The organism is Pseudomonas sp. TWI923 (assembly GCF_039673365.1).
In the GTDB taxonomy this organism is placed as follows: Bacteria; Pseudomonadota; Gammaproteobacteria; order Pseudomonadales; family Pseudomonadaceae; genus Aquipseudomonas; species Aquipseudomonas sichuanensis.
In genome coordinates this window covers 12,610-32,303 of the sequence record NZ_JBDJLM010000018.1, presented here as the reverse complement: position 1 = coordinate 32,303, position 19,694 = coordinate 12,610, and the positions used below count along the sequence as shown (strand labels likewise).

Below are 19,694 nucleotides of genomic sequence, written 5' to 3'. Positions count from 1 at the left end.
CAAGGCCCTCTTCTTTCGCAAGAGGTGAAACCATGCCGGGTATAGAAGCCCTCGCCGAACGGCTGTCGACTTATCTGGGCCCCGAACAGGTCAACCTGGTTCGCCGGGCCTACTTCTATGCCGAACAAGCCCACGACGGCCAGCGCCGCCGCAGCGGCGAACCCTATGTGACGCACCCGCTGGCGGTCGCCAGCATTCTCGCCGACATGCACATGGACCATCAGAGCCTGATGGCGGCCATGCTGCACGACGTGATCGAAGACACCGGCATCGCCAAGGAAGCCTTGAGCCAGCAGTTCGGCGAAACCGTCGCCGAGCTGGTCGACGGGGTCAGCAAGCTGACCCAGATGAACTTCGAGACCAAGGCCGAAGCGCAAGCGGAAAACTTCCAGAAAATGGCCATGGCCATGGCCCGCGATATTCGCGTGATCCTGGTCAAGCTGGCCGACCGCCTGCACAACATGCGCACGCTGGAAGTGCTGTCCGGCGAAAAACGCCGGCGCATCGCCAAGGAAACCCTCGAGATCTACGCCCCCATCGCCAACCGCCTGGGGATGCACACCGTGCGCGTGGAGTTCGAGGACCTGGGCTTCAAGGCCATGCACCCGATGCGCTCCTCGCTGATCCACCGCGCGGTCAAAAGCGCCCGTGGCAACCGCAAGGAGATCGTCGCCAAGATCGAAACCTCGCTGGCCAACTGCCTGGCCGCCGACGGTATCGAAGGCGAGGTCAGCGGACGGCAGAAACACCTCTATGGCATCTACAAGAAGATGCGTGGCAAGCGCCGCGCCTTCACCGAAATCATGGATGTGTACGCCTTCCGCATCGTCGTCGACAAGGTCGACACCTGCTACCGCGTGCTGGGCGCCGTGCACAACCTGTACAAACCGCTGCCGGGGCGCTTCAAGGATTACATCGCGATCCCCAAGGCCAACGGCTACCAGTCGCTGCACACCACCCTGTTCGGCATGCACGGCGTGCCCATCGAAATCCAGATCCGCACCCGCGAAATGGAAGAGATGGCCAACAACGGCATTGCCGCGCACTGGCTGTACAAGTCCAACGAGGAAGAGCAGCCCAAGGGCAGCCACGCCCGCGCCCGCCAGTGGGTCAAGGGCATCCTCGAACTGCAGCAGCGTGCCGGCAACTCGCTGGAATTCATCGAGAGCGTGAAGATCGACCTGTTCCCGGACGAGGTCTACGTCTTCACCCCCAAAGGCCGGATCATGGAGCTGCCCAAGGGCTCCACCGCCGTCGACTTCGCCTACGCGGTGCACACCGACGTCGGCAACAGTTGCATTGCCTGCCGTATCAACCGCCGCCTGGCGCCGCTGTCCGAACCGCTGCAAAGCGGCTCGACCGTGGAGATCGTCAGCGCCCCGGGCGCCCGTCCGAACCCGGCCTGGCTCAACTTCGTGGTGACCGGCAAGGCCCGCACGCACATCCGCCATGCCCTCAAGCAGCAGCGCCGCTCCGAGTCCATCAGCCTCGGCGAGCGCCTGCTGAACAAGGTGCTGACCGGCTTCGACAGCAGCCTGGAGAAGATCCCCCAGGAGCGCATCCAGGCGATTCTCGCCGAGTACCGCCTGGAGCTGATCGAAGACCTGCTCGAAGACATCGGCCTGGGCAACCGCATGGCCTATGTGGTCGCCCGCCGCCTGCTGTCCGCCGATGGCGAGGAGCTGCCGGCTCCGGAAGGCCCGCTGACCATCCGCGGCACAGAGGGCCTGGTACTCAGCTACGCCAAGTGCTGCACGCCGATCCCGGGCGATCCGATCGTCGGCCACCTGTCGGCAGGCAAGGGCATGGTCGTGCACCTGGAAGACTGCCGCAACATCAGTGAAATCCGTCATAACCCAGAGAAGTGCCTGCAGCTCTCCTGGGCCAAGGATGTCGCTGGCGAGTTCAATGTCGAGCTGCGCGTCGAGCTGGAACACCAGCGCGGCCTGATCGCCCTCCTGGCCAGCAGCGTCAACGCCGCCGACGGCAACATCGAAAAAATCAGCATGGACGAACGCGACGGCCGTATCAGCGTGGTCCAACTGGTGGTCAGCGTGCGCGACCGCGTGCACCTGGCCCGCGTGATCAAGAAGCTGCGCACCTTGACCGGGGTGGTCCGCATCACCCGGACGCGTGCGTAGTCCGCCAACCGCAAGGAGTCATCATGAGCAAGACTGTCATCACCAGCGACAAGGCCCCTGCCGCCATCGGTACTTACTCCCAGGCGATCAAGGCCGGCAACACTGTGTACATGTCGGGCCAGATCCCGCTCGATCCGAAAACCATGGAACTGGTTGAAGGCTTCGAAGCCCAGACCGTCCAGGTGTTCGAAAACCTGAAGTCGGTCGCCGAGGCCGCTGGCGGTTCGTTCAAGGACATCGTCAAGCTGAACATCTTCCTCACCGACCTGAGCCACTTCGCCAAGGTCAACGAGGTCATGGGCCGTTACTTCGAACAGCCCTACCCTGCCCGCGCCGCCATCGGCGTGGCCGCGCTGCCAAAAGGCGCCCAGGTTGAAATGGACGCCATTCTGGTCCTCGAGTAATACCCCCGGGTGACGGGCACCACGCCCGTCACCGCCCCTCCTGCCCCAAGGTTCTCCCCATGCGCCACGCATTGCCTCTGGCTTTGGCAGCCCTGCTACTGGGCGGCTGCGCCAGCCACAAACCCGAAGATTTCAACGGCACCTGGATCAACCAGGACGCCATCGACGCAGTCGTCAAAAGCGGCCGTGTGAGTGAGCCGCTGAACAAAAATGGCATCGAGCTCGAGTGGAAGCTGGATGTCGCCAGCCAGAAAGCCAGCTTCAGCAATGGCTTCGAAGCGGTCGACGGCCAACTCAGCGCCAACAAGAACAACTGGCAAGTCAGCTTTGCAGGTGGCCAGACCGAACAGTTGGTGCTGGATGGCGACGAACTTCGGGTCATCAACCCGGCAGGCGCAGAGCAGCACTTCGTACGCAGCGAAGCGGCAAGCAACACCCCGCTGGGTGGCAGCTTCGAAAAGGCGCTGTACAAAGCCTTCCTCGGTGGTGAATGGAAGATCGTCGAGGGCCAGGGCCAAGGCACTACCGTGCGCTTCAGTGACACCGGCAACGTCACCGGGTTGCCTGGGGTTGACCGCTTCGCCGTGTGCCTGGCGGGCGATTGCGCGACCATGGGCGGCGGCAACGACAGCATGTGGCTGGAACGCAACCAGCGCGGTGCGCCGTGGATCTTCAAGCGCGATGGCGACACCCTGGAGATCTTCCGGGCGGTGAACCGCGCCCAGCCGGACGAGATGCCCGAGTTGGCTGCCGGCGCCCGGCAGTGGGTGCTGGAGAAGGACTGAAACGCCTGCCCGCCCTGTAGGAGCGGCCTTGTGTCGCGAAAGGGCTGCAGAGCAGCCCCGGCGATTTATGCATCACCGCTGAAACCCTGGGGCCGCCTTGCGGCCCTTTCGCGACACAAGGCCGCTCCTACACAGAGGCCGCGCCAAGCCTGATACCTCAGCTATTCCCCACAAGGATCGCCGCATACCCCTCTTTGTAACTCGGATACTGCGGTACCCACCCCAACGCCTTCGCCCGCGCATTGCTGCAGCGCTTGCTGCCGGTACGCCGCACCCGCTGGTCATCCGACCATTCGGTGACGCCCATGTACTCACGCAGCCAGGCCACCACATCGGCCAAAGGCGCCGGGTCGTCGTCGACACCGATATAGCAGTCGTCCAGCACCACACCACGGGCATCGGCCTGCAGCAGGTACGCCAGCAGGCTCGCCGCATCCTCGGCATGGATCCGGTTGCCATACAGCGGTGGTTCCTCGGCAACGCGATAGCCCTGCCGCACCTGGCTCAACAACCACTCACGCCCTGGGCCATAGATACCCGTCAGGCGCACGACACTGGCGGGGATGCCGCTGCCCAGAGCGAGCTGCTCGGCTTCAAGCATCACCTTGCCGGAATAGCCCTCGGGCTCAGTGCTGGCAGTCTCGTCAATCCACTCGCCGTCCTTCTGCGCGAAAACGCTGCTGCTGGACACGAACAGCAGCCGCCGGGGCAGTTTGCCGCCGCGCTGCAGCCAAGCCAGTACATGCCGCAAGCCCGCGACGTAGGCCGCCTGATAGCCGGCTTCGTCATGCTGGCTGGCCGCCACGCAGTACACCAGGTAGTCCGGGTTGCGCTCGGGCCAGTCAGCCGGCATACGCTGGTCGGACAGGTCGGCGGCGATGGGTTCGACCCCTTTGGGCAACTGCTGTACCGAGCGCCGCAAGCCGCTCACCTGCCAGCCGAGGGCCAGCAGTTGGCGGGCCAGACGACTGCCGACATCACCACAACCTACGATCAAAGCAGATACGTCTGGCATGCCAAAACTCCTATTCCTAAAGGAGCAGGCTATAGCGTTCTGACGATAAACGGCTATACCAAGGTCAAAAAAAGCAATCACATTACTTTTGTTAACAAGAATTAATTGCAATAATGGCCGCCTTGTCTGTTCTCGGCCTGTTTCGAGGCCCTGGAGAACTCAATCTTTTCCTCTTCATCAGGTCCGGCCAGCATGACACGCACTCAACCTTCCGCTTCGCCAACCACGTCGCGCGCCTGGCGCGCCATTGCCGCGCTGATGTTCAGCCTGGTGCTGGCACCCGTTGCAATGGCCGATGAGCCAACCGCCACTGCCGCCACCCCGGCCGCCGCCACCGCTCCGGCTGCGCCGGCCGCTGATGGCCAGGCTCCGGTAGGCGCAACCGCGCCGGTTGACGCCCAGGCCCCGGTCGAAGAGAACGTGCAGCCGCTGGTCGAAGACACCTCGCTGGGCATGGCCCACGACCTGTCCCCATGGGGCATGTACAAGAACGCCGACGTGGTGGTGAAGGCCGTGATGATCGGCCTGGCCATCGCCTCGATCATCACCTGGACCATCTGGATCGCCAAAGGCTTCGAGCTGATGGGCGCCAAGCGTCGCCTGCGTGGTGAAATCGCGGCCCTGAAGCGCTCGGTGAGCCTCAAGGAAGCCAGCGAAGTCTCCAACAAGGAAGGCACCCTGGCCCACACCCTGGTGCACGACGCCCTTGAAGAGATGCGCCTGTCGGCCAACGCCCGCGAAAAAGAAGGCATCAAGGAGCGTGTCAGCTTCCGCCTCGAACGCCTGGTGGCCGCCAGCGGTCGCACCATGAGCAGCGGCACCGGCGTACTGGCCACCATCGGTTCCACCGCGCCGTTCGTCGGCCTGTTCGGTACCGTGTGGGGCATCATGAACAGCTTCATCGGCATCGCCAAGACCCAGACCACCAACCTTGCCGTGGTTGCCCCGGGTATCGCCGAAGCCCTGCTGGCCACGGCCCTGGGCCTGGTTGCAGCGATCCCCGCAGTGGTCATCTACAACGTCTTTGCCCGCTCTATCGCCGGCTACAAGGCGCAAGTATCCGACGCTTCCGCTCAGGTACTGCTGCTGGTCAGCCGTGACCTGGACCACCAAGGTGGCGAACGCGCCACCCCGCACATGGTGAAAGTGGGGTAAGCCATGGGCCTGCATCTGAACGAAGGTGGCGACGACCTCGCCGAGAACCACGAAATCAACGTCACGCCGTTCATCGACGTGATGCTGGTGCTGCTGATCATCTTCATGGTCGCCGCCCCCCTGGCCACCGTCGACATCAAGGTCGACCTGCCCGCCTCGACCGCCAAGCCGGCGCCAAGGCCGGAGAAGCCGGTGTTCGTCAGCGTCAAGGCCGACAAGAAGCTGTACCTCGGCGATGACCTGGTGGCCCAGCAGGATCAGCTTGGCGCGATGCTCGACGCCAAGACCAAGGGTGACAAGGAAACCACCATCTTCTTCCAGGCTGACAAAGGCGTCGATTACGGCGACCTGATGGAAGTGATGAACACCATGCGCGCCGCCGGCTACCTCAAGGTTGGCCTGGTCGGGCTCGAGACGGCAGCCAAGAAATGACGAAAACGCGCTCAAACATGGCGCGCTACGGCATCGGCCTGGCCATCGTGCTGGCCGTGCACGTGGTCGCCGTGGTGCTGACGCTCAACTGGTCGGTGCCCCAGGCCATCGAGCTGCCACCGGCAGCCATGATGGTCGAACTGGCACCGCTGCCCGAGCCCGCCCCACCGCCACCGCCGAAGGCCGCACCGAAGCCGCCGACCCCGGTCGAGGAACCGCCGCTGCCGAAACTGGCAGAAGCGCCAAAACCGAAAATCGCCATCCCCAAGCCGCCCAAGCCCAAGGCCAAGCCGCAGCCGCCCAAGCCTGAGAAAAAGCTTGAGCCGCCCAAGGATGAACCGCCGGCCAAGGACGACGTCGCGGATACCCCGCCGAGCAATTCGCCACCGCAGAAGTCGGCGGCACCGGCACCGAGCATCGCCTCGAACAGCAATGCCCTGCCGAGCTGGCAGAGCGACCTGTTGCGCCACCTGGCGAAGTACAAGAAGTACCCCGAGGACGCTCGCCGTCGCGGCTTGCAGGGCATCAACCGCCTGCGTTTCGTCGTCGACGCCGAAGGCAAGGTGGTCTCGTACTCGATGGCGGGTGGGTCGGGCAGCGCGGCGCTGGACCGGGCCACAATGGAAATGATCCGCCGGGCCGGCACGGTACCCAAGCCTCCGGCTGAGCTGTTGACCAATGGCACGATCGAAGTCGTTGCACCGTTCGTCTACTCGCTGGACCGACGCTGACGCTTTTGTTTCTGTCACAAAACGGCAAGTCTGATAACGTGCGTCTATCAATTGCAGCCGCTATGCTGGGGCCGCAACTTCATGGACGCACGTTATGACCCTCACCGAACTTCGCTACATCGTCACCCTCGCCCAGGAGCAGCACTTCGGCCACGCCGCCGAGCGTTGCCACGTCAGCCAGCCCACCCTGTCGGTCGGGGTGAAGAAGCTCGAGGACGAGCTCGGCGTGCTGATCTTCGAACGCAGCAAGAGCGCGGTGCGCCTCACGCCGGTCGGCGAGAGCATCGTCGCCCAGGCGCAGAAGGTCCTGGAACAGGCCCAGGGTATCCGCGAACTGGCCCAGGCCGGCAAGAACCAACTGACTGCCCCGCTCAAGGTTGGCGCCATCTATACCGTCGGCCCCTATCTGTTCCCGCACCTGATCCCGCAACTGCACCGCGTGGCGCCGCAGATGCCGCTGTACATCGAAGAGAACTTCACCCACGTGCTGCGCGAGAAACTGCGCAATGGCGAGCTTGACGCGGTGATCGTCGCCCTGCCGTTCAATGAAGCCGACGTGCTGACGCTGCCGCTGTACGACGAGCCCTTCTGCGCGCTGATGCCGGCCGACCACCCGTGGACCGCGAAGAAGACCATCGACACCGCCATGCTCAATGACAAGAGCCTGCTGCTGCTGGGCGAAGGCCACTGCTTCCGCGACCAGGTACTGGAAGCCTGCCCCACCCTCAACAAGGGTGGCGAAGGCGCCAAGCACACCACGGTCGAGTCCAGCTCGCTGGAAACCATCCGCCACATGGTCGCCTCCGGCCTGGGCGTCTCGATTCTTCCGCTGTCGGCGGTGCACAGCCACCACTACGCGCCCGGTGTCATCGAGGTTCGCCCGCTGACTTCGCCGGCGCCGTTCCGCACCGTGGCCATCGCCTGGCGCGCCAGCTTCCCGCGGCCCAAGGCCATCGAAATTCTTGCCGACTCGGTCCGCCTCTGCTCGGTGGCCAAGGCGCCCGTGGCACAACCGGCCTGACCCCATGACCGAGCTGTCGAATGTGCCGGTCACCGCGCTCAAGGGCATTGGCGATGCCATGGCGGAGAAACTCGCCAAGGTTGGCCTGGAGAACCTGCAGGACCTGCTGTTCCACCTGCCCCTGCGCTACCAGGACCGCACCCGCGTAGTCCCCATCGGCCAACTGCGGCCAGGGCAGGACGCGGTGATCGAAGGTGTGGTCAGCGGCGCCGACGTGACCATGGGCAAGCGCCGCAGCCTGGTCGTGCGCCTGGGCGACGGCACCGGTGTGCTGAGCCTGCGCTTCTATCACTTCAGCAATGCGCAGAAGGAAGGCCTCAAGCGCGGCACCCACGTGCGCTGCTATGGCGAGGCCCGCCCAGGCGCCTCGGGGCTGGAGATCTATCACCCCGAGTACCGCGCCCTGAGCGGCGACGAGCCGGCAGCGCCGGTAGAACAGACCCTGACGCCCATCTACCCGACCACCGAGGGCCTCACACAGCAGCGCTTGCGCCTGCTGTGCCAGCAGAGCCTCGGCCAGCTCGGGCCGCGCAGCCTGCCCGACTGGCTGCCCGACGAGCTGGCCCGTGACTACCAGCTGGCGCCACTGAGCGATGCCATCCGCTACCTGCACAATCCACCGGCTGACGCCGATGTCGATGAACTCGCCGAAGGCCAGCACTGGGCCCAGCACCGCCTGGCCTTCGAAGAGTTGCTGACCCACCAGCTGTCCCAGCAGCGCCTGCGTGAAAGCCTGCGCAGCCTGCGGGCGCCAGTGCTGCCCAAGGCCACTCGCCTGCCCGCGCAGTACCTGGCCAACCTGGGCTTCAACCCCACGGGCGCCCAGCAACGGGTCGGCAACGAAATCGCCTACGACCTCAGCCAGCCCGAACCGATGATGCGCCTGGTACAGGGCGACGTCGGCGCCGGCAAGACCGTGGTTGCCGCCCTCGCTGCGCTGCAGGCGCTGGAGGCCGGTTATCAGGTCGCGCTGATGGCGCCCACCGAGATCCTCGCCGAACAGCACTTCATCACCTTCAAGCGCTGGCTCGAACCGCTGGGCATCGAAGTCGCCTGGCTGGCCGGCAAGCTCAAGGGCAAGGCCCGCGCCAGCGCCCTGGAGCAGATCGCCGGCGGTGCGCCGATGGTGGTCGGTACCCATGCGCTGTTCCAGGAAGAGGTGCGCTTCAAGCACCTGGCACTGGCGATCATCGACGAACAGCATCGCTTCGGCGTGCAGCAACGCATGGCCCTGCGCAAGAAGGGCGTCAACGGCGAGCTGTGCCCACACCAGCTGATCATGACCGCCACCCCGATCCCGCGCACCCTGGCCATGAGTGCCTACGCCGACCTGGACACCTCGATCCTCGACGAGCTGCCGCCCGGGCGCACGCCGGTCAATACCGTGCTGGTGGCCGACAGCCGCCGCTTCGAAGTGGTCGAAAGGGTCCGCGCCGCGTGCGCCGAGGGGCGCCAGGCCTATTGGGTATGCACGCTGATCGAAGAGTCCGAAGAACTGACCTGCCAGGCGGCCGAAAGCACTTTTGAAGACCTCGGCAGTGCCTTGGGCGAATTGCGCGTGGGCCTGATCCACGGGCGCATGAAGCCCGCGGAGAAGGCTGCGGTGATGGCTGAATTCAAGGCTGGCAACCTGCAGTTGCTGGTGGCCACCACGGTCATCGAGGTCGGCGTGGACGTACCCAATGCCAGCCTGATGATCATCGAGAACCCCGAGCGCCTGGGCCTGGCCCAACTGCACCAGTTGCGCGGCCGGGTTGGACGGGGCAGCGCCGTGAGCCACTGCGTGCTGCTGTACCACCCACCGCTGTCGCAGATCGGCCGCGAGCGCCTGGGCATCATGCGCGAAACCAACGACGGCTTCATCATCGCCGAAAAGGACCTGGAACTGCGCGGCCCCGGCGAGATGCTCGGGACCCGCCAGACCGGCCTGCTACAGTTCAAGGTCGCCGACCTGATGCGCGACGCCGACCTGCTGCCGGCCGTGCGCGATGCCGCCCAGGCCTTGCTGGCGCGCTGGCCCCACCACGTCAGCCCGCTGCTCGACCGCTGGCTACGCCACGGCCAACAATATGGCCAAGTGTGACGGCCGTCCCAATACAGAACCAGCTTGCCGATCAGGCTGGTTATACTTCGCGTTCAAAGGAATTAGTGGATACAGGCCATGACTGAAGTTGCTCTGGATATCGCAACCCCACACGCACCGTCTGTCATCCGGCTGTTGCTCGAAAAACTCGGCGTACCCTATGTCGAAGTGCCAGAAAGCCCGAAGCAACTGCCCGCATCGAAGGTTCAGGCCATCCTGCTCGATGACGAAGTCGGTGCCCTGCTGGTGCTGTACCCGCAGAGCAAGCTGCTGGACCTCAACCGCCTCGAGGAGCTGACAGGCCGCAAGCTCAAGGCCGTGCCGTTGCCGCGCCTCAAGCAGATGCTCGACAAGCACCACCTCAAGACCCTGCCAGCCATTCCGGCACTCACCAGCTCGCCTTGCCTGTATGAAGGCAAGCTGCTCGAGCAGGAGCACCTGCTGATCCAGTCGGGCGAGTTGGGCATCCTGCTGTCGATCAAGCGCGACGACTTCAAGCGCATGTTGCACAAGTCCAGCGCAGGAAGCTTTGGCCAGCCGGTCCGCGAGATTCGCCCCAACCTCGACCGCCCGAACGACGACTCCAAGGAGATCACCCAGGCTGTCCAGGCTTTCACCGCTCGACGTATCCAGAAGCGCCTGGAAGAAACCATCGAGATCCCGCCACTGGCCGATACCGCGCAAAAAATCATCAAGCTGCGGGTCGACCCCAATGCCAGCACCGATGACGTCACCGGCGTGGTGGAAACCGACCCCGCCCTGGCCGCCCAGGTGGTCAGCTGGGCGGCATCGCCCTACTACGCCTCGCCGGGCAAGATCCGCTCGGTGGAAGATGCGATCGTACGGGTGCTGGGCTTCGACCTGGTGATCAACCTGGCCCTCGGCCTGGCCCTGGGCAAGACCCTGAGCCTGCCCAAGGACCATCCGCAACAGGCCACTCCCTACTGGCAGCAGTCGATCTATACCGCTGCGGTCATCGAGGGCCTGACCCGTGCCATGCCACGCCCGGAGCGCCCGGAAGCCGGCCTGACCTACCTCGCCGGCCTGCTGCACAATTTCGGTTATCTGCTGCTGGCCCACGTGTTCCCGCCGCACTTCTCGCTGATCTGCCGCCATCTGGAGGTCAATCCGCACCTGTGCCACAGCTATGTGGAGCAGCACCTGCTGGGGATCAGTCGCGAGCAGATCGGCGCCTGGCTGATGAAGCTGTGGGACATGCCCGAAGAGCTGTCCACCGCGCTGCGCTTCCAGCACGACCCATCGTACGACGGCGAGCACTCGGCCTTCCCCAACCTGGTCTGCCTGTCGGTGCGCCTGCTGCGTTCGCGGGGTATCGGTTCGGGCCCGCAGGACGAAATCCCGGATGCCCTGCTCGATCGCCTGGGGCTGACCCGGGACAAGGCCGAGGAAGTGGTGAACAAGGTGCTGGAGGCGGAAGCCTTGCTGCGTGAGCTGGCATCGCAGTTTCACGCGCCGCACTGATTGAGCCGGGCGCCTGTCCTGTGGGAGCGGGTTTACCCGCAAATGCGGTGGTAAATCCACAAGCGTATTCGCGGGTAAACCCGCTCCCACAGGTGCATTGTTCTGTGTTGTATATCAGCCCTTCTTCTTCGGCTTCAGGTATTTCATCAAGCCCTGGAACCAGATCACCAGCGCCGGGTTGCCCTTGATCTGGATGCTCTTGTCCTGAATGCCCTGCATGAACGCCAGCTGCTTGTTGCCCGCCTGCAGGGTGGCGAAGCCGTAGCTGGCATCCTTGAAGGCAATGGCGAACGCCGGCTGCGGGTGCAGACCGCCCTTGCTGCTGATGCGTTGATCCTTGACCACGAAATGGCGGGCCACCTTGCCGTCCAGCGTCTGCATCTGGAACACCAGGTCCTTGTCCTGCAGCTGCTGCTGGAACGCCGGGTTGTTGCGGCTGGCCTTGGCCATCAGCAGCCCCATGGCCCAGAGAAGAAAGCGAAACTTCATCAACGCGCCTCGATTGAAAAATGACTGAGTCGCGCAGTTTATCCGCTTCCTGAGCGGTTTATGCAAGTTCGCTGCATTTTCACCGCAGAAACACAACGGGCGCCTCAAGGGCGCCCGTTCGAATGACCGTTGTCGTTGCCGATCACTTCTTCTTGGCAGGCTTGGCCGGTACGTTGACGCTGTCGCGCAGGTTCTTGCCTGGCTTGAAGGCGACGGTGTTGCTGGCCTTGATCTTGACCGGCTCGCCGGTTTGCGGGTTCTTGCCGGTGCGGGCGCCACGGTGACGCTTTTCGAAGGTGCCGAAACCGACCAGGGTGACGGTGTCCTTGTCGAGTGCGCCGGTGATGCTGTCGAGAATCGCGTTCAAGACCTGATTGGCCTTTTCCTTGGTCAGATCGGCCTTGTCGGCGATGACGGCGGCGAGTTCTGGTTTACGCATAGTGAAGCCTCTTTGACGGAATTTCTTGTTGTTATGCCGTGCTGCCAAGGGCGGCAGCGTTCAAGGCACCGCAGGCTCTAGGCTGCGGTAGACGCCAGTGAGAATGGCACGCCGTCCGAGGCCGCGCCAGTACCTGGGCGGCCATTGTCGCGGCAAGAACAGGAGAAATCCGACAGAACGCCCGCCATTTACGCCATCAGCGGCGGTAACTGGCGATTCAGCGCCAGTTTCTCCATGACGGCCGCGCCCGTGAGGGCGTAGCCCAGCAGCCGGCCGTCAGCCCCGTGGCACAGCACTTTGAGGTCGGCGCCGCTGCCTTCCACCTGCCAGCTACCTTCCATGCCGGCGGGTGGGGGTGACACCACCAACGGGCAGGCCGGGGTCTTCACGGTGACGGGCATCGGCCCATAGGCGACCGCCGTCGGGTTGCCGGCCAAGGTCTGGGCCAGGGCACGGGCGCAGGTCATCAGGGGCATGACGTACAGCAGGTTGATGCCATCGACTTCGGCGCAATCGCCCAAGGCGAAGATATTGGCGTGGGAGGTGCGCAGTTGGCGATCGACCACCACGCCACGGTTCACCTGCAAACCGGCGGCGGCCGCCAGATCGGTGCGTGGGCGCAGGCCAATGGCTGAAACCACCAGGTCGCAGGGGATCACGCTGCCGTCGGACAGGTGCGCTTCAAGGGCCGCGCCCGCCCGCTGCAGACGGGTCAGCACCGGCCCCAGGTGGAAGCGCACGCCCAGGCCCTCGAGGCCCGCCTGCACGGCGCTGGCGGCGGCGGGGTGCAGCAGGGTCGGCATCACCTGCTCGCAGGGGGCGACCACGTTGCACTGGTAGCCACCCAGGGTCATGTCGTTGGCGAACTCGCAGCCGATCAGGCCGGCGCCGAGGATCAGCACCCGTTGCTTGCCGGCAGCGGCGGCACGGAAGCGCGCGTAGTCCTCGAGGTCGTTGATCGGGAACACCTGGTCGCCGGCATCGCCTTCAACCGGCACCTGCACGGTCTGCGCGCCCCAGGCCAGGATCAGGTCGCGGTACTCCACCGCTTCTTCACCGATCCACAGGCGTTTGTGCCCTGGGTCGATACCGCTGATCCGGGTATGGGTGCGAACCTCGGCCTTCAGCTGCTCGGCCATGGCGCCGGGCTCGGCCATGCACAGGCCATCGGCGTCCTTGCCCTTGGCGAAACCGGTGGAGAGCATCGGCTTGGAGTAGGAGCGGCCGTCGTCGGCGGTAATCAGCAGCAGCGGCGTTTCGCTGTCGAGCTTGCGAAACTCGCGGGCCAGGTTGTAGCCGGCAAGGCCGGTGCCGATGATCACCACGGGGGACGTCATGCAGGTGCTTCCTCTTCCAGTAGGGTTGCGATCAGCCGATGGCGATCATTTCGAAATCGCTCTTGCCCACGCCGCAGTCGGGGCACAGCCAGTCTTGCGGCACGTCTTCCCAACGGGTGCCCGGGGCGATGCCGTCATCCGGCCAGCCTTCGGCTTCGTCGTAGATCAGGCCACAGACAATACATTGCCACTTCTTCATGGGGGTCGTTCCTCGGTCAGGCTTGATGTGTCGCTGCTGATGGCCTCTATCGCGGGGCAAGCCCGCTGCCACTGGACTTGCGTGGACCCAGTGGGAGCGGGCTTGCCCCGCGATAGAGGCACCGCGCAATCTCGTCCGGGCTTTGTACTGTATGCAAGCCGCCAGGGCAATCATGCTAAGCTCGCCGCCTCTCTGGCTGTCACAAGCATACCGACGTGTCGTACGAAACCCCGCAAGCAGCCGCTGTCGCGTGGCTGCCGTATCCACAACTGGCGAGCGCGCTCGACCAGCCGACCCTCGACTGGCTGTTCGACCAAGGCTCCCTGACCCGCCGCCTGACCCAACTGTCCCACGACCACTTCAGCGTCACGCCCTTGTTCGAAGGCTGGCAACCGCTGCGCGATGACGAATGCGCAGCGCTCGGCCTTGCGCCTGGCGAAGAGGGCTGGGTGCGTGAGGTCTACCTGCGCGGCCATGGCCAGCCCTGGGTGTTCGCCCGCAGCGTGGCCGGGCGCAGTGTGCTGGAACGCGGCGGCCTGGACCTGGAGACCCTGGGTACCCGCTCGCTTGGCGAGTTGCTGTTCTGCGACCAGGCGTTCATCCGCCACCCCATCGAGGTGTGCAGTTATCCACAGGGCTGGTTGCCTGCCGAGGCCGCCCATGCCGGGCTGTGGGGGCGGCGTTCGCGCTTCGAGCGTGCCGGCCTCGACCTGCTGGTGGCAGAGATTTTCCTGCCGGCACTGTGGCAAGCGGCCAAGGAGGCAACCTGCTGATGTACCTGCAACTGCTCAAATCGCTCAACCGCCTGCACCCACGGGCCTGGGACTTCGTCCAGCTGAGCCGCATGGACCGCCCGATCGGCATCTACCTGCTGCTGTGGCCGACGCTGATGGCCGTGTGGATCGCCGGCAATGGCGCACCCAGCGTGGCCAACGTGCTGATCTTCGGCCTGGGGGTGGTGCTGATGCGTGCCGCCGGCTGCTGCATCAACGACTTCGCCGACCGCAAGGTGGACGGCCACGTCAAGCGCACCGCCGACCGGCCGCTGGCCAGTGGCCGGGTCAAGCCACGCGAAGCCCTGGTGCTGTTCGCCGTGCTGGTGGGGGTGAGTTTCCTGCTGGTGCTGTGCACCAACGCCCGCACCGTCTGGCTGTCGTTCGGCGCCGTGGCCCTGGCGTTCTGCTACCCGTTCATGAAGCGCTACACCTATTACCCGCAGGTGGTGCTGGGTGCCGCGTACTCCTGGGGCATCCCCATGGCCTTCACCGCCGCCGGCGGTGAGCTGCCGGCCGCCGCCTGGCTGTTGTACATCGCCAACCTGCTGTGGACGGTGGGCTATGACACCTACTACGCCATGGTCGACCGTGACGACGACCTGAAGATCGGGGTGAAATCCACCGCCATCCTGTTCGGCGAGGCCGACCGGGTGATCATCCTCGGCCTGCAGTTGCTGTCGCTGGGCTGCCTGCTGCTGGCCGGCAGCCGTTTCGAGCTGGGGGGCTGGTTCCATCTGGGGTTGCTGGCGGCAGCGGTGTGCTTCGCCTGGGAGTTCTGGTCGACGCGCAAGCTGGATCGGGACGCCTGCTTCAAGGCGTTCCTGCACAACCACTGGGCGGGGATGCTGATCTTTATCGGGGTGGTGCTGGATTACGCGTTGCGTTGAGCGTCACAGCCCCTGTGGGAGCAGGTTTACCCGCTCCCACAGGTTACAAGGCGCTCTTAAGGCTTGGCCACGTGCCAGACATCCTTCATGCCATCGCCGGTCATGTCCCCGGCTTTCTTGTCCTTGACGAAGGTGTACAGCGGCTTGCCATCGTAGGCCCACTGCATCGAACCGTCGTCACGCTTGATCTGCGTCCACTTGTCCTTTGGCGCCTCGTCGTCCTGCTTCACCATCAAAGGCGGCCAGTTCTTCGCACAATCACCGTTGCACATCGACTTGCCGCCTGCATCCTTGTCGAAGGTGTACAGGGTCATGTCGTTGTGGTCGACCCACATGCCATCCTTCTCCATGGCGTGATGAGCCGACGCCACCCCCGGCACTGCCAGCGCAGCGCAAAGGGCCATCCAGCTCAGCGTATGTCGTGTCATTGGAATCACCATCGTTTCGGGGGGTGGAAGGGTTCTGGTAGCCGCTGCAGCGGCCCTGTGAAGCCTAGCCCAGTCATGCAATGTCGCCAGAACTGCCCATGCCCTGTCACACAGCTGCAATAATTCCGTTATCTAATGCGGGCCAAGACACCGTTCCCGGGAGAGGTAATTGAGCATGGTTGGCAGAAACATTCTGATCGTCGACGACGAAGCGCCTATCCGCGAGATGATCGCCGTTGCATTGGAAATGGCTGGCTATGACTGCCTTGAGGCGGAGAACTCGCAACAGGCCCACGCCATCATCGTCGACCGCAAGCCGGACCTGATCCTGCTCGACTGGATGCTGCCGGGCACCTCGGGCATTGAACTGGCACGCCGCCTCAAGCGCGACGAGCTGACCGGCGATATCCCGATCATCATGCTCACCGCCAAGGGCGAAGAGGACAACAAGATCCAGGGCCTCGAAGTGGGCGCCGACGACTACATCACCAAGCCGTTCTCGCCCCGCGAGCTGGTGGCGCGCCTCAAGGCCGTGCTGCGTCGCACCGGCCCGAGCGACAGCGAAGCGCCCATCGAAGTGGGCGGCCTGCTGCTCGACCCGATCAGCCACCGTGTGACCATCGACGGCAGGCCTGCCGAGATGGGCCCCACCGAATACCGCCTGCTGCAGTTCTTCATGACCCACCAGGAGCGCGCCTACACCCGCGGCCAGCTGCTCGACCAGGTCTGGGGCGGCAACGTCTACGTAGAGGAGCGCACGGTCGACGTGCACATCCGCCGCCTGCGCAAGGCGCTGGGTGAAGCCTACGAAAATCTGGTACAAACCGTCCGCGGCACTGGCTATCGGTTCTCGACCAAGAGCTAGCTGCAAGCTGCAAGCTGCAAGCTGCAAGCTGCAAGCTGCAAGCTGCAAGAAAGAGCCTACAGCGCTTGGCTCGAAATAATGGACTAACCGCATCACCGATCCGCTTCTTCTTGTAGCTTGCCGCTTGCAGCTTGGAGCTCGGTCCGAAGGATCCGTCAATTGAACCAGAACTGGCACGCAACCCTGATTCGCCACATGTTGCTGCTGATCACCGTCTGCCTGATCGGCGGCCTGATCAGCGGTTTCTACGGCTGGAGCCTGGCCATCGGCCTGGCGTTCTACCTGGGCTGGACGCTCAAGCAGCTGCTGCGCCTGCACGACTGGCTGCGCCACCACCAACCCGATGAGGCACCGCCAGACGGCTATGGCCTATGGGGCGAGGTGTTCGACAGCATCTATCACCTGCAGCGCCGCGACCAGCGCGTGCGTGGCCGCCTGCAGGCGGTGATCGACCGGGTGCAGGAGTCCACCGCCGCACTGCGTGACGCGGTGATCATGCTCGACAGCGAAGGCAACCTGGAGTGGTGGAACCGCGCCGCCGAAACCCTGCTGGGCTTCAAGACCCCGCAGGACGGCGGCCAACCGGTGACCAACCTGGTGCGCCACCCGCGCTTCAAGGAGTACTTCGAAGCGGAAAACTATGCCGAACCGCTCGAGATCCCCTCACCGATCAACGACCGCCTGCGCGTGCAACTGCAACTCACCCGCTACGGCAACAACGAGCACCTGATGCTGGTACGCGACGTGACCCGCATCCATCAGCTCGAACAGATGCGCAAGGACTTCGTCGCCAACGTCAGCCACGAGCTGCGTACGCCGCTGACGGTGATCACCGGCTACCTGGAAACCCTGCTGGACAACGTCGAAGGCGTGAACCCGCGCTGGGGCCGTGCGCTGCAACAGATGAGCGCGCAAGGCTCGCGCATGCAGACCCTGCTCAACGACCTGCTGCTGCTGGCCAAGCTCGAAGCCACCGACTACCCCTCGGACAACCAGCCGGTGCTGGTCGACGCCCTGCTCACTGCCATCAACAACGATGCCCAGGCGCTGTCCGGCCCGCGCAACCAACGCATCACCCTGGAGGCCGCACCCGGCATCCGTTTGAAGGGCAGCGAGTCGGAACTGCGCAGCGCGTTTTCCAACCTGGTGTTCAACGCCGTCAAGTACACCCAGGATGAGGGCACCATCCGCATTCGCTGGTGGGCCGATGACCAGGGCGCGCACCTGTCGGTGCAGGACTCGGGCGTCGGCATCGAGGCCAAGCACCTGCCGCGCCTGACCGAACGCTTCTACCGCGTCGACTCCAGCCGCGCCTCCAACACCGGCGGGACCGGGTTGGGCCTGGCGATCGTCAAGCATGTGCTGATGCGCCATCGCGGGCGCCTGGAAATCAGCAGCGTGCCGGGGCATGGCAGCACCTTCACCTGCCATTTCGCGCCGGCACAATTGGTCGCGAACAAAGGTTGATCCCTCGCGGGGCAAGCCCGCTCCCACGATGCCTTTGCAGATCCGTGGGAGCGGGCTTGCCCCGCGATGCGCCAACCGGGCATAGCCCTCCCCTTTGCTTTTGCGGCTTCAGCCGCTACATTGGATCCCCTGTGCCAGCAAAAGCTGGCACTTTTTTTCTTACTTTTCAGCAGACGGACCCCGTAAAACTCCATCATGGACCCTTCCCCTGGTATCAGCCTCACCTCGTTGTTCGCCGATTTCGGCATGATTCTCTTTGCCCTGTTCCTGGTGCTGCTCAACGGCTTCTTCGTTGCCGCCGAGTTCGCCATGGTCAAGCTGCGCTCCACCCGCGTCGAATCCATCGCCGAGCTGCATGGCTGGCGTGGCAGCATCCTGCGCAAGGTACACAACCAGCTCGACGCCTATCTTTCGGCCTGCCAGCTGGGCATCACCCTGGCTTCGCTGGGCCTGGGCTGGGTCGGCGAGCCGGCGTTCGCCCACCTGCTCGAACCGCTGCTGGCCTATTTCGGCGTCGACTCTCCCGAACTGATCAAGGGCATCTCGTTCTTCGTCGCGTTCTTCGTCATCTCCTACCTGCACATCGTGGTCGGCGAGCTGGCGCCCAAGTCCTGGGCGATCCGCAAACCCGAGCTGCTGTCGCTGTGGACGGCGGTGCCGCTGTACCTGTTCTACTGGGCGATGTACCCGGCCATCTACCTGCTCAACGCCAGCGCCAACACCATCCTGCGCATCGCCGGGCAAGGCGAGCCCGGCCCGCACCACGAGCACCACTACAGCCGCGAGGAGCTCAAGCTGATCCTGCACTCCAGCCGCGGCCAGGACCCGAGCGACCAGGGCATGCGCGTGCTGGCCTCGGCAGTGGAGATGGGCGAGTTGGAAGTGGTCGACTGGGCCAACTCTCGCGAGGACATGGTCAGCATCGACGCCCATGCCCCGCTCAAGGACATCCTCGCGCTGCTGCGCCGGCACAAGTTCAGCCGCTACCCGGTGTATGACGCCGAGCGCGAAGAGTTCACCGGCCTTTTGCACATCAAGGACCTGCTGCTGGAGCTGGCCGAACTGGACCACCTGCCGCAGACCATCGACCTGGACGACCTGGCCCGGCCGTTGGAGCGGGTGTCCCGGCACATGCCGCTGTCGCAACTGCTCGAGCAGTTCCGCAAAGGCGGCGCGCACTTCGTGCTGGTCGAAGAGGCCGACGGCAAGGTGATCGGCTACCTGACCATGGAAGACGTGCTGGAAGTGCTGGTGGGCGACATTCAGGACGAACACCGCAAGACCGAACGCGGCATCCTCGCCTACCAGCCCGGGAAGCTGCTGGTACGGGGCGATACGCCGCTGTTCAAGGTCGAGCGGCTGCTGGGGATCGACCTCGATCACATCGAGGCGGAAACCCTTGCCGGCTTGATCTACGAGACCCTCAAGCGCGTGCCTGAGGAAGAGGAAGTGCTGGAGGTCGAAGGCCTGCGCATCATCATCAAAAAGATGAAAGGGCCGAAGATCGTCTTGGCCAAGGTGCTCAAGCTGGATTGACCCACATCAGCAACCTATTGCG

Annotated in this window: 20 protein-coding genes; 14 read left to right on the top strand and 6 right to left on the bottom strand. The window is 64.4% G+C overall.

Going from position 1 to position 19,694, the window contains the following annotated elements; translation table 11 throughout:
- The first annotated feature begins 32 nt into the window (after positions 1-32).
- From spoT to ABE459_RS10200, 3 genes are read left to right on the top strand one after another with little or no spacing between them, the layout of a single operon-like run.
- On the top strand, positions 33-2,141 hold the full coding sequence (gene spoT / locus ABE459_RS10210; protein WP_110991990.1) for a bifunctional GTP diphosphokinase/guanosine-3',5'-bis pyrophosphate 3'-pyrophosphohydrolase: 2,109 nt from the start codon (positions 33-35) through the stop codon (positions 2,139-2,141).
- A gap of 23 nt (positions 2,142-2,164) precedes the next feature.
- Entirely contained in the window at positions 2,165-2,545 is a 381-nt protein-coding gene (locus tag ABE459_RS10205; protein ID WP_110991989.1) for a RidA family protein, read from the top strand.
- A gap of 59 nt (positions 2,546-2,604) precedes the next feature.
- Complete coding sequence (locus ABE459_RS10200) at positions 2,605-3,330, top strand: hypothetical protein (RefSeq protein ID WP_125466066.1); 726 nt, start codon at positions 2,605-2,607, stop codon at positions 3,328-3,330.
- A 157-nt stretch (positions 3,331-3,487) separates the two neighbouring features.
- On the opposite strand, the gene ABE459_RS10195 is transcribed toward ABE459_RS10200, so the two are convergent.
- Entirely contained in the window at positions 3,488-4,345 is an 858-nt protein-coding gene (locus tag ABE459_RS10195) for an SDR family oxidoreductase (protein ID WP_323830820.1), read from the bottom strand.
- A gap of 192 nt (positions 4,346-4,537) precedes the next feature.
- Here ABE459_RS10195 and exbB point away from each other — a divergent pair, with 192 nt between their 5' ends.
- The 6 genes from exbB to ABE459_RS10165 all read left to right on the top strand — a co-directional run bounded on the left by exbB (position 4,538) and on the right by ABE459_RS10165 (position 11,249).
- Positions 4,538-5,500 (top strand): tonB-system energizer ExbB, encoded by a 963-nt coding sequence (gene exbB, locus ABE459_RS10190; RefSeq protein WP_125466068.1) that lies wholly within the window; start codon positions 4,538-4,540, stop codon positions 5,498-5,500.
- A 3-nt stretch (positions 5,501-5,503) separates the two neighbouring features.
- Positions 5,504-5,932, top strand: coding sequence for a TonB system transport protein ExbD (exbD, locus tag ABE459_RS10185; RefSeq protein ID WP_110991985.1), 429 nt, complete (start codon positions 5,504-5,506; stop codon positions 5,930-5,932).
- Positions 5,929-6,663 (top strand): TonB family protein, encoded by a 735-nt coding sequence (locus tag ABE459_RS10180; protein ID WP_258643760.1) that lies wholly within the window; start codon positions 5,929-5,931, stop codon positions 6,661-6,663. The genes exbD and ABE459_RS10180 overlap by 4 nt, the downstream gene beginning before the upstream one ends.
- A gap of 94 nt (positions 6,664-6,757) precedes the next feature.
- Entirely contained in the window at positions 6,758-7,684 is a 927-nt protein-coding gene (locus ABE459_RS10175) for a hydrogen peroxide-inducible genes activator (RefSeq protein ID WP_258705375.1), read from the top strand.
- A 4-nt stretch (positions 7,685-7,688) separates the two neighbouring features.
- Positions 7,689-9,767 (top strand): ATP-dependent DNA helicase RecG, encoded by a 2,079-nt coding sequence (gene recG / locus ABE459_RS10170; protein WP_323830819.1) that lies wholly within the window; start codon positions 7,689-7,691, stop codon positions 9,765-9,767.
- Positions 9,768-9,845: 78 nt separating this feature from the next.
- The gene (locus ABE459_RS10165; RefSeq protein WP_125861132.1) at positions 9,846-11,249 is read left to right on the top strand and encodes an aminoacyl-tRNA deacylase and HDOD domain-containing protein; all 1,404 of its coding nucleotides are present in this window, start codon (positions 9,846-9,848) and stop codon (positions 11,247-11,249) included.
- 114 nt (positions 11,250-11,363) lie between these two features.
- Here the strand turns inward: ABE459_RS10165 and ABE459_RS10160 are convergent, their stop codons facing one another.
- From ABE459_RS10160 to ABE459_RS10145, 4 genes are all read right to left on the bottom strand, one after another.
- Entirely contained in the window at positions 11,364-11,738 is a 375-nt protein-coding gene (locus ABE459_RS10160; RefSeq protein ID WP_323830818.1) for a helicase, read from the bottom strand.
- Positions 11,739-11,880: 142 nt separating this feature from the next.
- Entirely contained in the window at positions 11,881-12,177 is a 297-nt protein-coding gene (locus ABE459_RS10155; protein WP_110991978.1) for an HU family DNA-binding protein, read from the bottom strand.
- 188 nt (positions 12,178-12,365) lie between these two features.
- Entirely contained in the window at positions 12,366-13,514 is a 1,149-nt protein-coding gene (locus ABE459_RS10150) for an FAD-dependent oxidoreductase (RefSeq protein ID WP_323830817.1), read from the bottom strand.
- Between the two features lie 31 nt (positions 13,515-13,545).
- A complete protein-coding gene (locus ABE459_RS10145; protein WP_008091623.1) occupies positions 13,546-13,713 on the bottom strand; it encodes a rubredoxin in 168 nt (55 codons plus the stop codon).
- Between the two features lie 215 nt (positions 13,714-13,928).
- Between ABE459_RS10145 and ABE459_RS10140 the strand changes: the two genes are divergently transcribed.
- Both ABE459_RS10140 and ubiA read left to right on the top strand, forming a co-directional pair.
- Positions 13,929-14,486, top strand: coding sequence for a chorismate lyase (locus ABE459_RS10140; RefSeq protein ID WP_125466075.1), 558 nt, complete (start codon positions 13,929-13,931; stop codon positions 14,484-14,486).
- Positions 14,486-15,376, top strand: a complete 891-nt coding sequence (ubiA, locus tag ABE459_RS10135; RefSeq protein ID WP_323830816.1) for a 4-hydroxybenzoate octaprenyltransferase — start codon at positions 14,486-14,488, stop codon at positions 15,374-15,376. Before ABE459_RS10140 ends, ubiA begins: the two co-directional genes overlap by 1 nt.
- Before the next feature lie 56 nt (positions 15,377-15,432).
- On the opposite strand, the gene ABE459_RS10130 is transcribed toward ubiA, so the two are convergent.
- Positions 15,433-15,804: a hypothetical protein gene (locus tag ABE459_RS10130; protein WP_125861140.1), complete on the bottom strand. Its 372-nt coding sequence runs from the start codon at positions 15,802-15,804 to the stop codon at positions 15,433-15,435.
- A 175-nt stretch (positions 15,805-15,979) separates the two neighbouring features.
- Here ABE459_RS10130 and phoB point away from each other — a divergent pair, with 175 nt between their 5' ends.
- The 3 genes from phoB to ABE459_RS10115 all read left to right on the top strand — a co-directional run bounded on the left by phoB (position 15,980) and on the right by ABE459_RS10115 (position 19,672).
- Positions 15,980-16,669, top strand: coding sequence for a phosphate regulon transcriptional regulator PhoB (gene phoB / locus ABE459_RS10125; protein WP_011536427.1), 690 nt, complete (start codon positions 15,980-15,982; stop codon positions 16,667-16,669).
- A 195-nt stretch (positions 16,670-16,864) separates the two neighbouring features.
- The gene (phoR, locus tag ABE459_RS10120; RefSeq protein WP_258646724.1) at positions 16,865-18,136 is read left to right on the top strand and encodes a phosphate regulon sensor histidine kinase PhoR; all 1,272 of its coding nucleotides are present in this window, start codon (positions 16,865-16,867) and stop codon (positions 18,134-18,136) included.
- 195 nt (positions 18,137-18,331) lie between these two features.
- The gene (locus tag ABE459_RS10115) at positions 18,332-19,672 is read left to right on the top strand and encodes a hemolysin family protein (protein WP_125466079.1); all 1,341 of its coding nucleotides are present in this window, start codon (positions 18,332-18,334) and stop codon (positions 19,670-19,672) included.
- Positions 19,673-19,694: the final 22 nt, after the last annotated feature.

Bases quoted from the DNA above. Each gene is read 5' to 3' on its own strand.
- ABE459_RS10175 (WP_258705375.1), top strand. From the start codon at position 6,758: ATGACCCTCACCGAACTTCGCTACATCGTCACCCTCGCCCAGGAGCAG.
- ubiA (WP_323830816.1), top strand. From the start codon at position 14,486: ATGTACCTGCAACTGCTCAAATCGCTCAACCGCCTGCACCCACGGGCC.
- ABE459_RS10180 (WP_258643760.1), top strand. From the start codon at position 5,929: ATGACGAAAACGCGCTCAAACATGGCGCGCTACGGCATCGGCCTGGCC.
- ABE459_RS10165 (WP_125861132.1), top strand. From the start codon at position 9,846: ATGACTGAAGTTGCTCTGGATATCGCAACCCCACACGCACCGTCTGTC.
- ABE459_RS10200 (WP_125466066.1), top strand. From the start codon at position 2,605: ATGCGCCACGCATTGCCTCTGGCTTTGGCAGCCCTGCTACTGGGCGGC.
- exbB (WP_125466068.1), top strand. From the start codon at position 4,538: ATGACACGCACTCAACCTTCCGCTTCGCCAACCACGTCGCGCGCCTGG.
- ABE459_RS10205 (WP_110991989.1), top strand. From the start codon at position 2,165: ATGAGCAAGACTGTCATCACCAGCGACAAGGCCCCTGCCGCCATCGGT.
- ABE459_RS10155 (WP_110991978.1), bottom strand. From the start codon at position 12,177: ATGCGTAAACCAGAACTCGCCGCCGTCATCGCCGACAAGGCCGATCTG.
- exbD (WP_110991985.1), top strand. From the start codon at position 5,504: ATGGGCCTGCATCTGAACGAAGGTGGCGACGACCTCGCCGAGAACCAC.
- phoR (WP_258646724.1), top strand. From the start codon at position 16,865: ATGTTGCTGCTGATCACCGTCTGCCTGATCGGCGGCCTGATCAGCGGT.
- ABE459_RS10145 (WP_008091623.1), bottom strand. From the start codon at position 13,713: ATGAAGAAGTGGCAATGTATTGTCTGTGGCCTGATCTACGACGAAGCC.
- ABE459_RS10150 (WP_323830817.1), bottom strand. From the start codon at position 13,514: ATGACGTCCCCCGTGGTGATCATCGGCACCGGCCTTGCCGGCTACAAC.
- ABE459_RS10130 (WP_125861140.1), bottom strand. From the start codon at position 15,804: ATGACACGACATACGCTGAGCTGGATGGCCCTTTGCGCTGCGCTGGCA.
- recG (WP_323830819.1), top strand. From the start codon at position 7,689: ATGACCGAGCTGTCGAATGTGCCGGTCACCGCGCTCAAGGGCATTGGC.
- ABE459_RS10160 (WP_323830818.1), bottom strand. From the start codon at position 11,738: ATGAAGTTTCGCTTTCTTCTCTGGGCCATGGGGCTGCTGATGGCCAAG.
- spoT (WP_110991990.1), top strand. From the start codon at position 33: ATGCCGGGTATAGAAGCCCTCGCCGAACGGCTGTCGACTTATCTGGGC.
- ABE459_RS10195 (WP_323830820.1), bottom strand. From the start codon at position 4,345: ATGCCAGACGTATCTGCTTTGATCGTAGGTTGTGGTGATGTCGGCAGT.
- phoB (WP_011536427.1), top strand. From the start codon at position 15,980: ATGGTTGGCAGAAACATTCTGATCGTCGACGACGAAGCGCCTATCCGC.
- ABE459_RS10115 (WP_125466079.1), top strand. From the start codon at position 18,332: ATGGACCCTTCCCCTGGTATCAGCCTCACCTCGTTGTTCGCCGATTTC.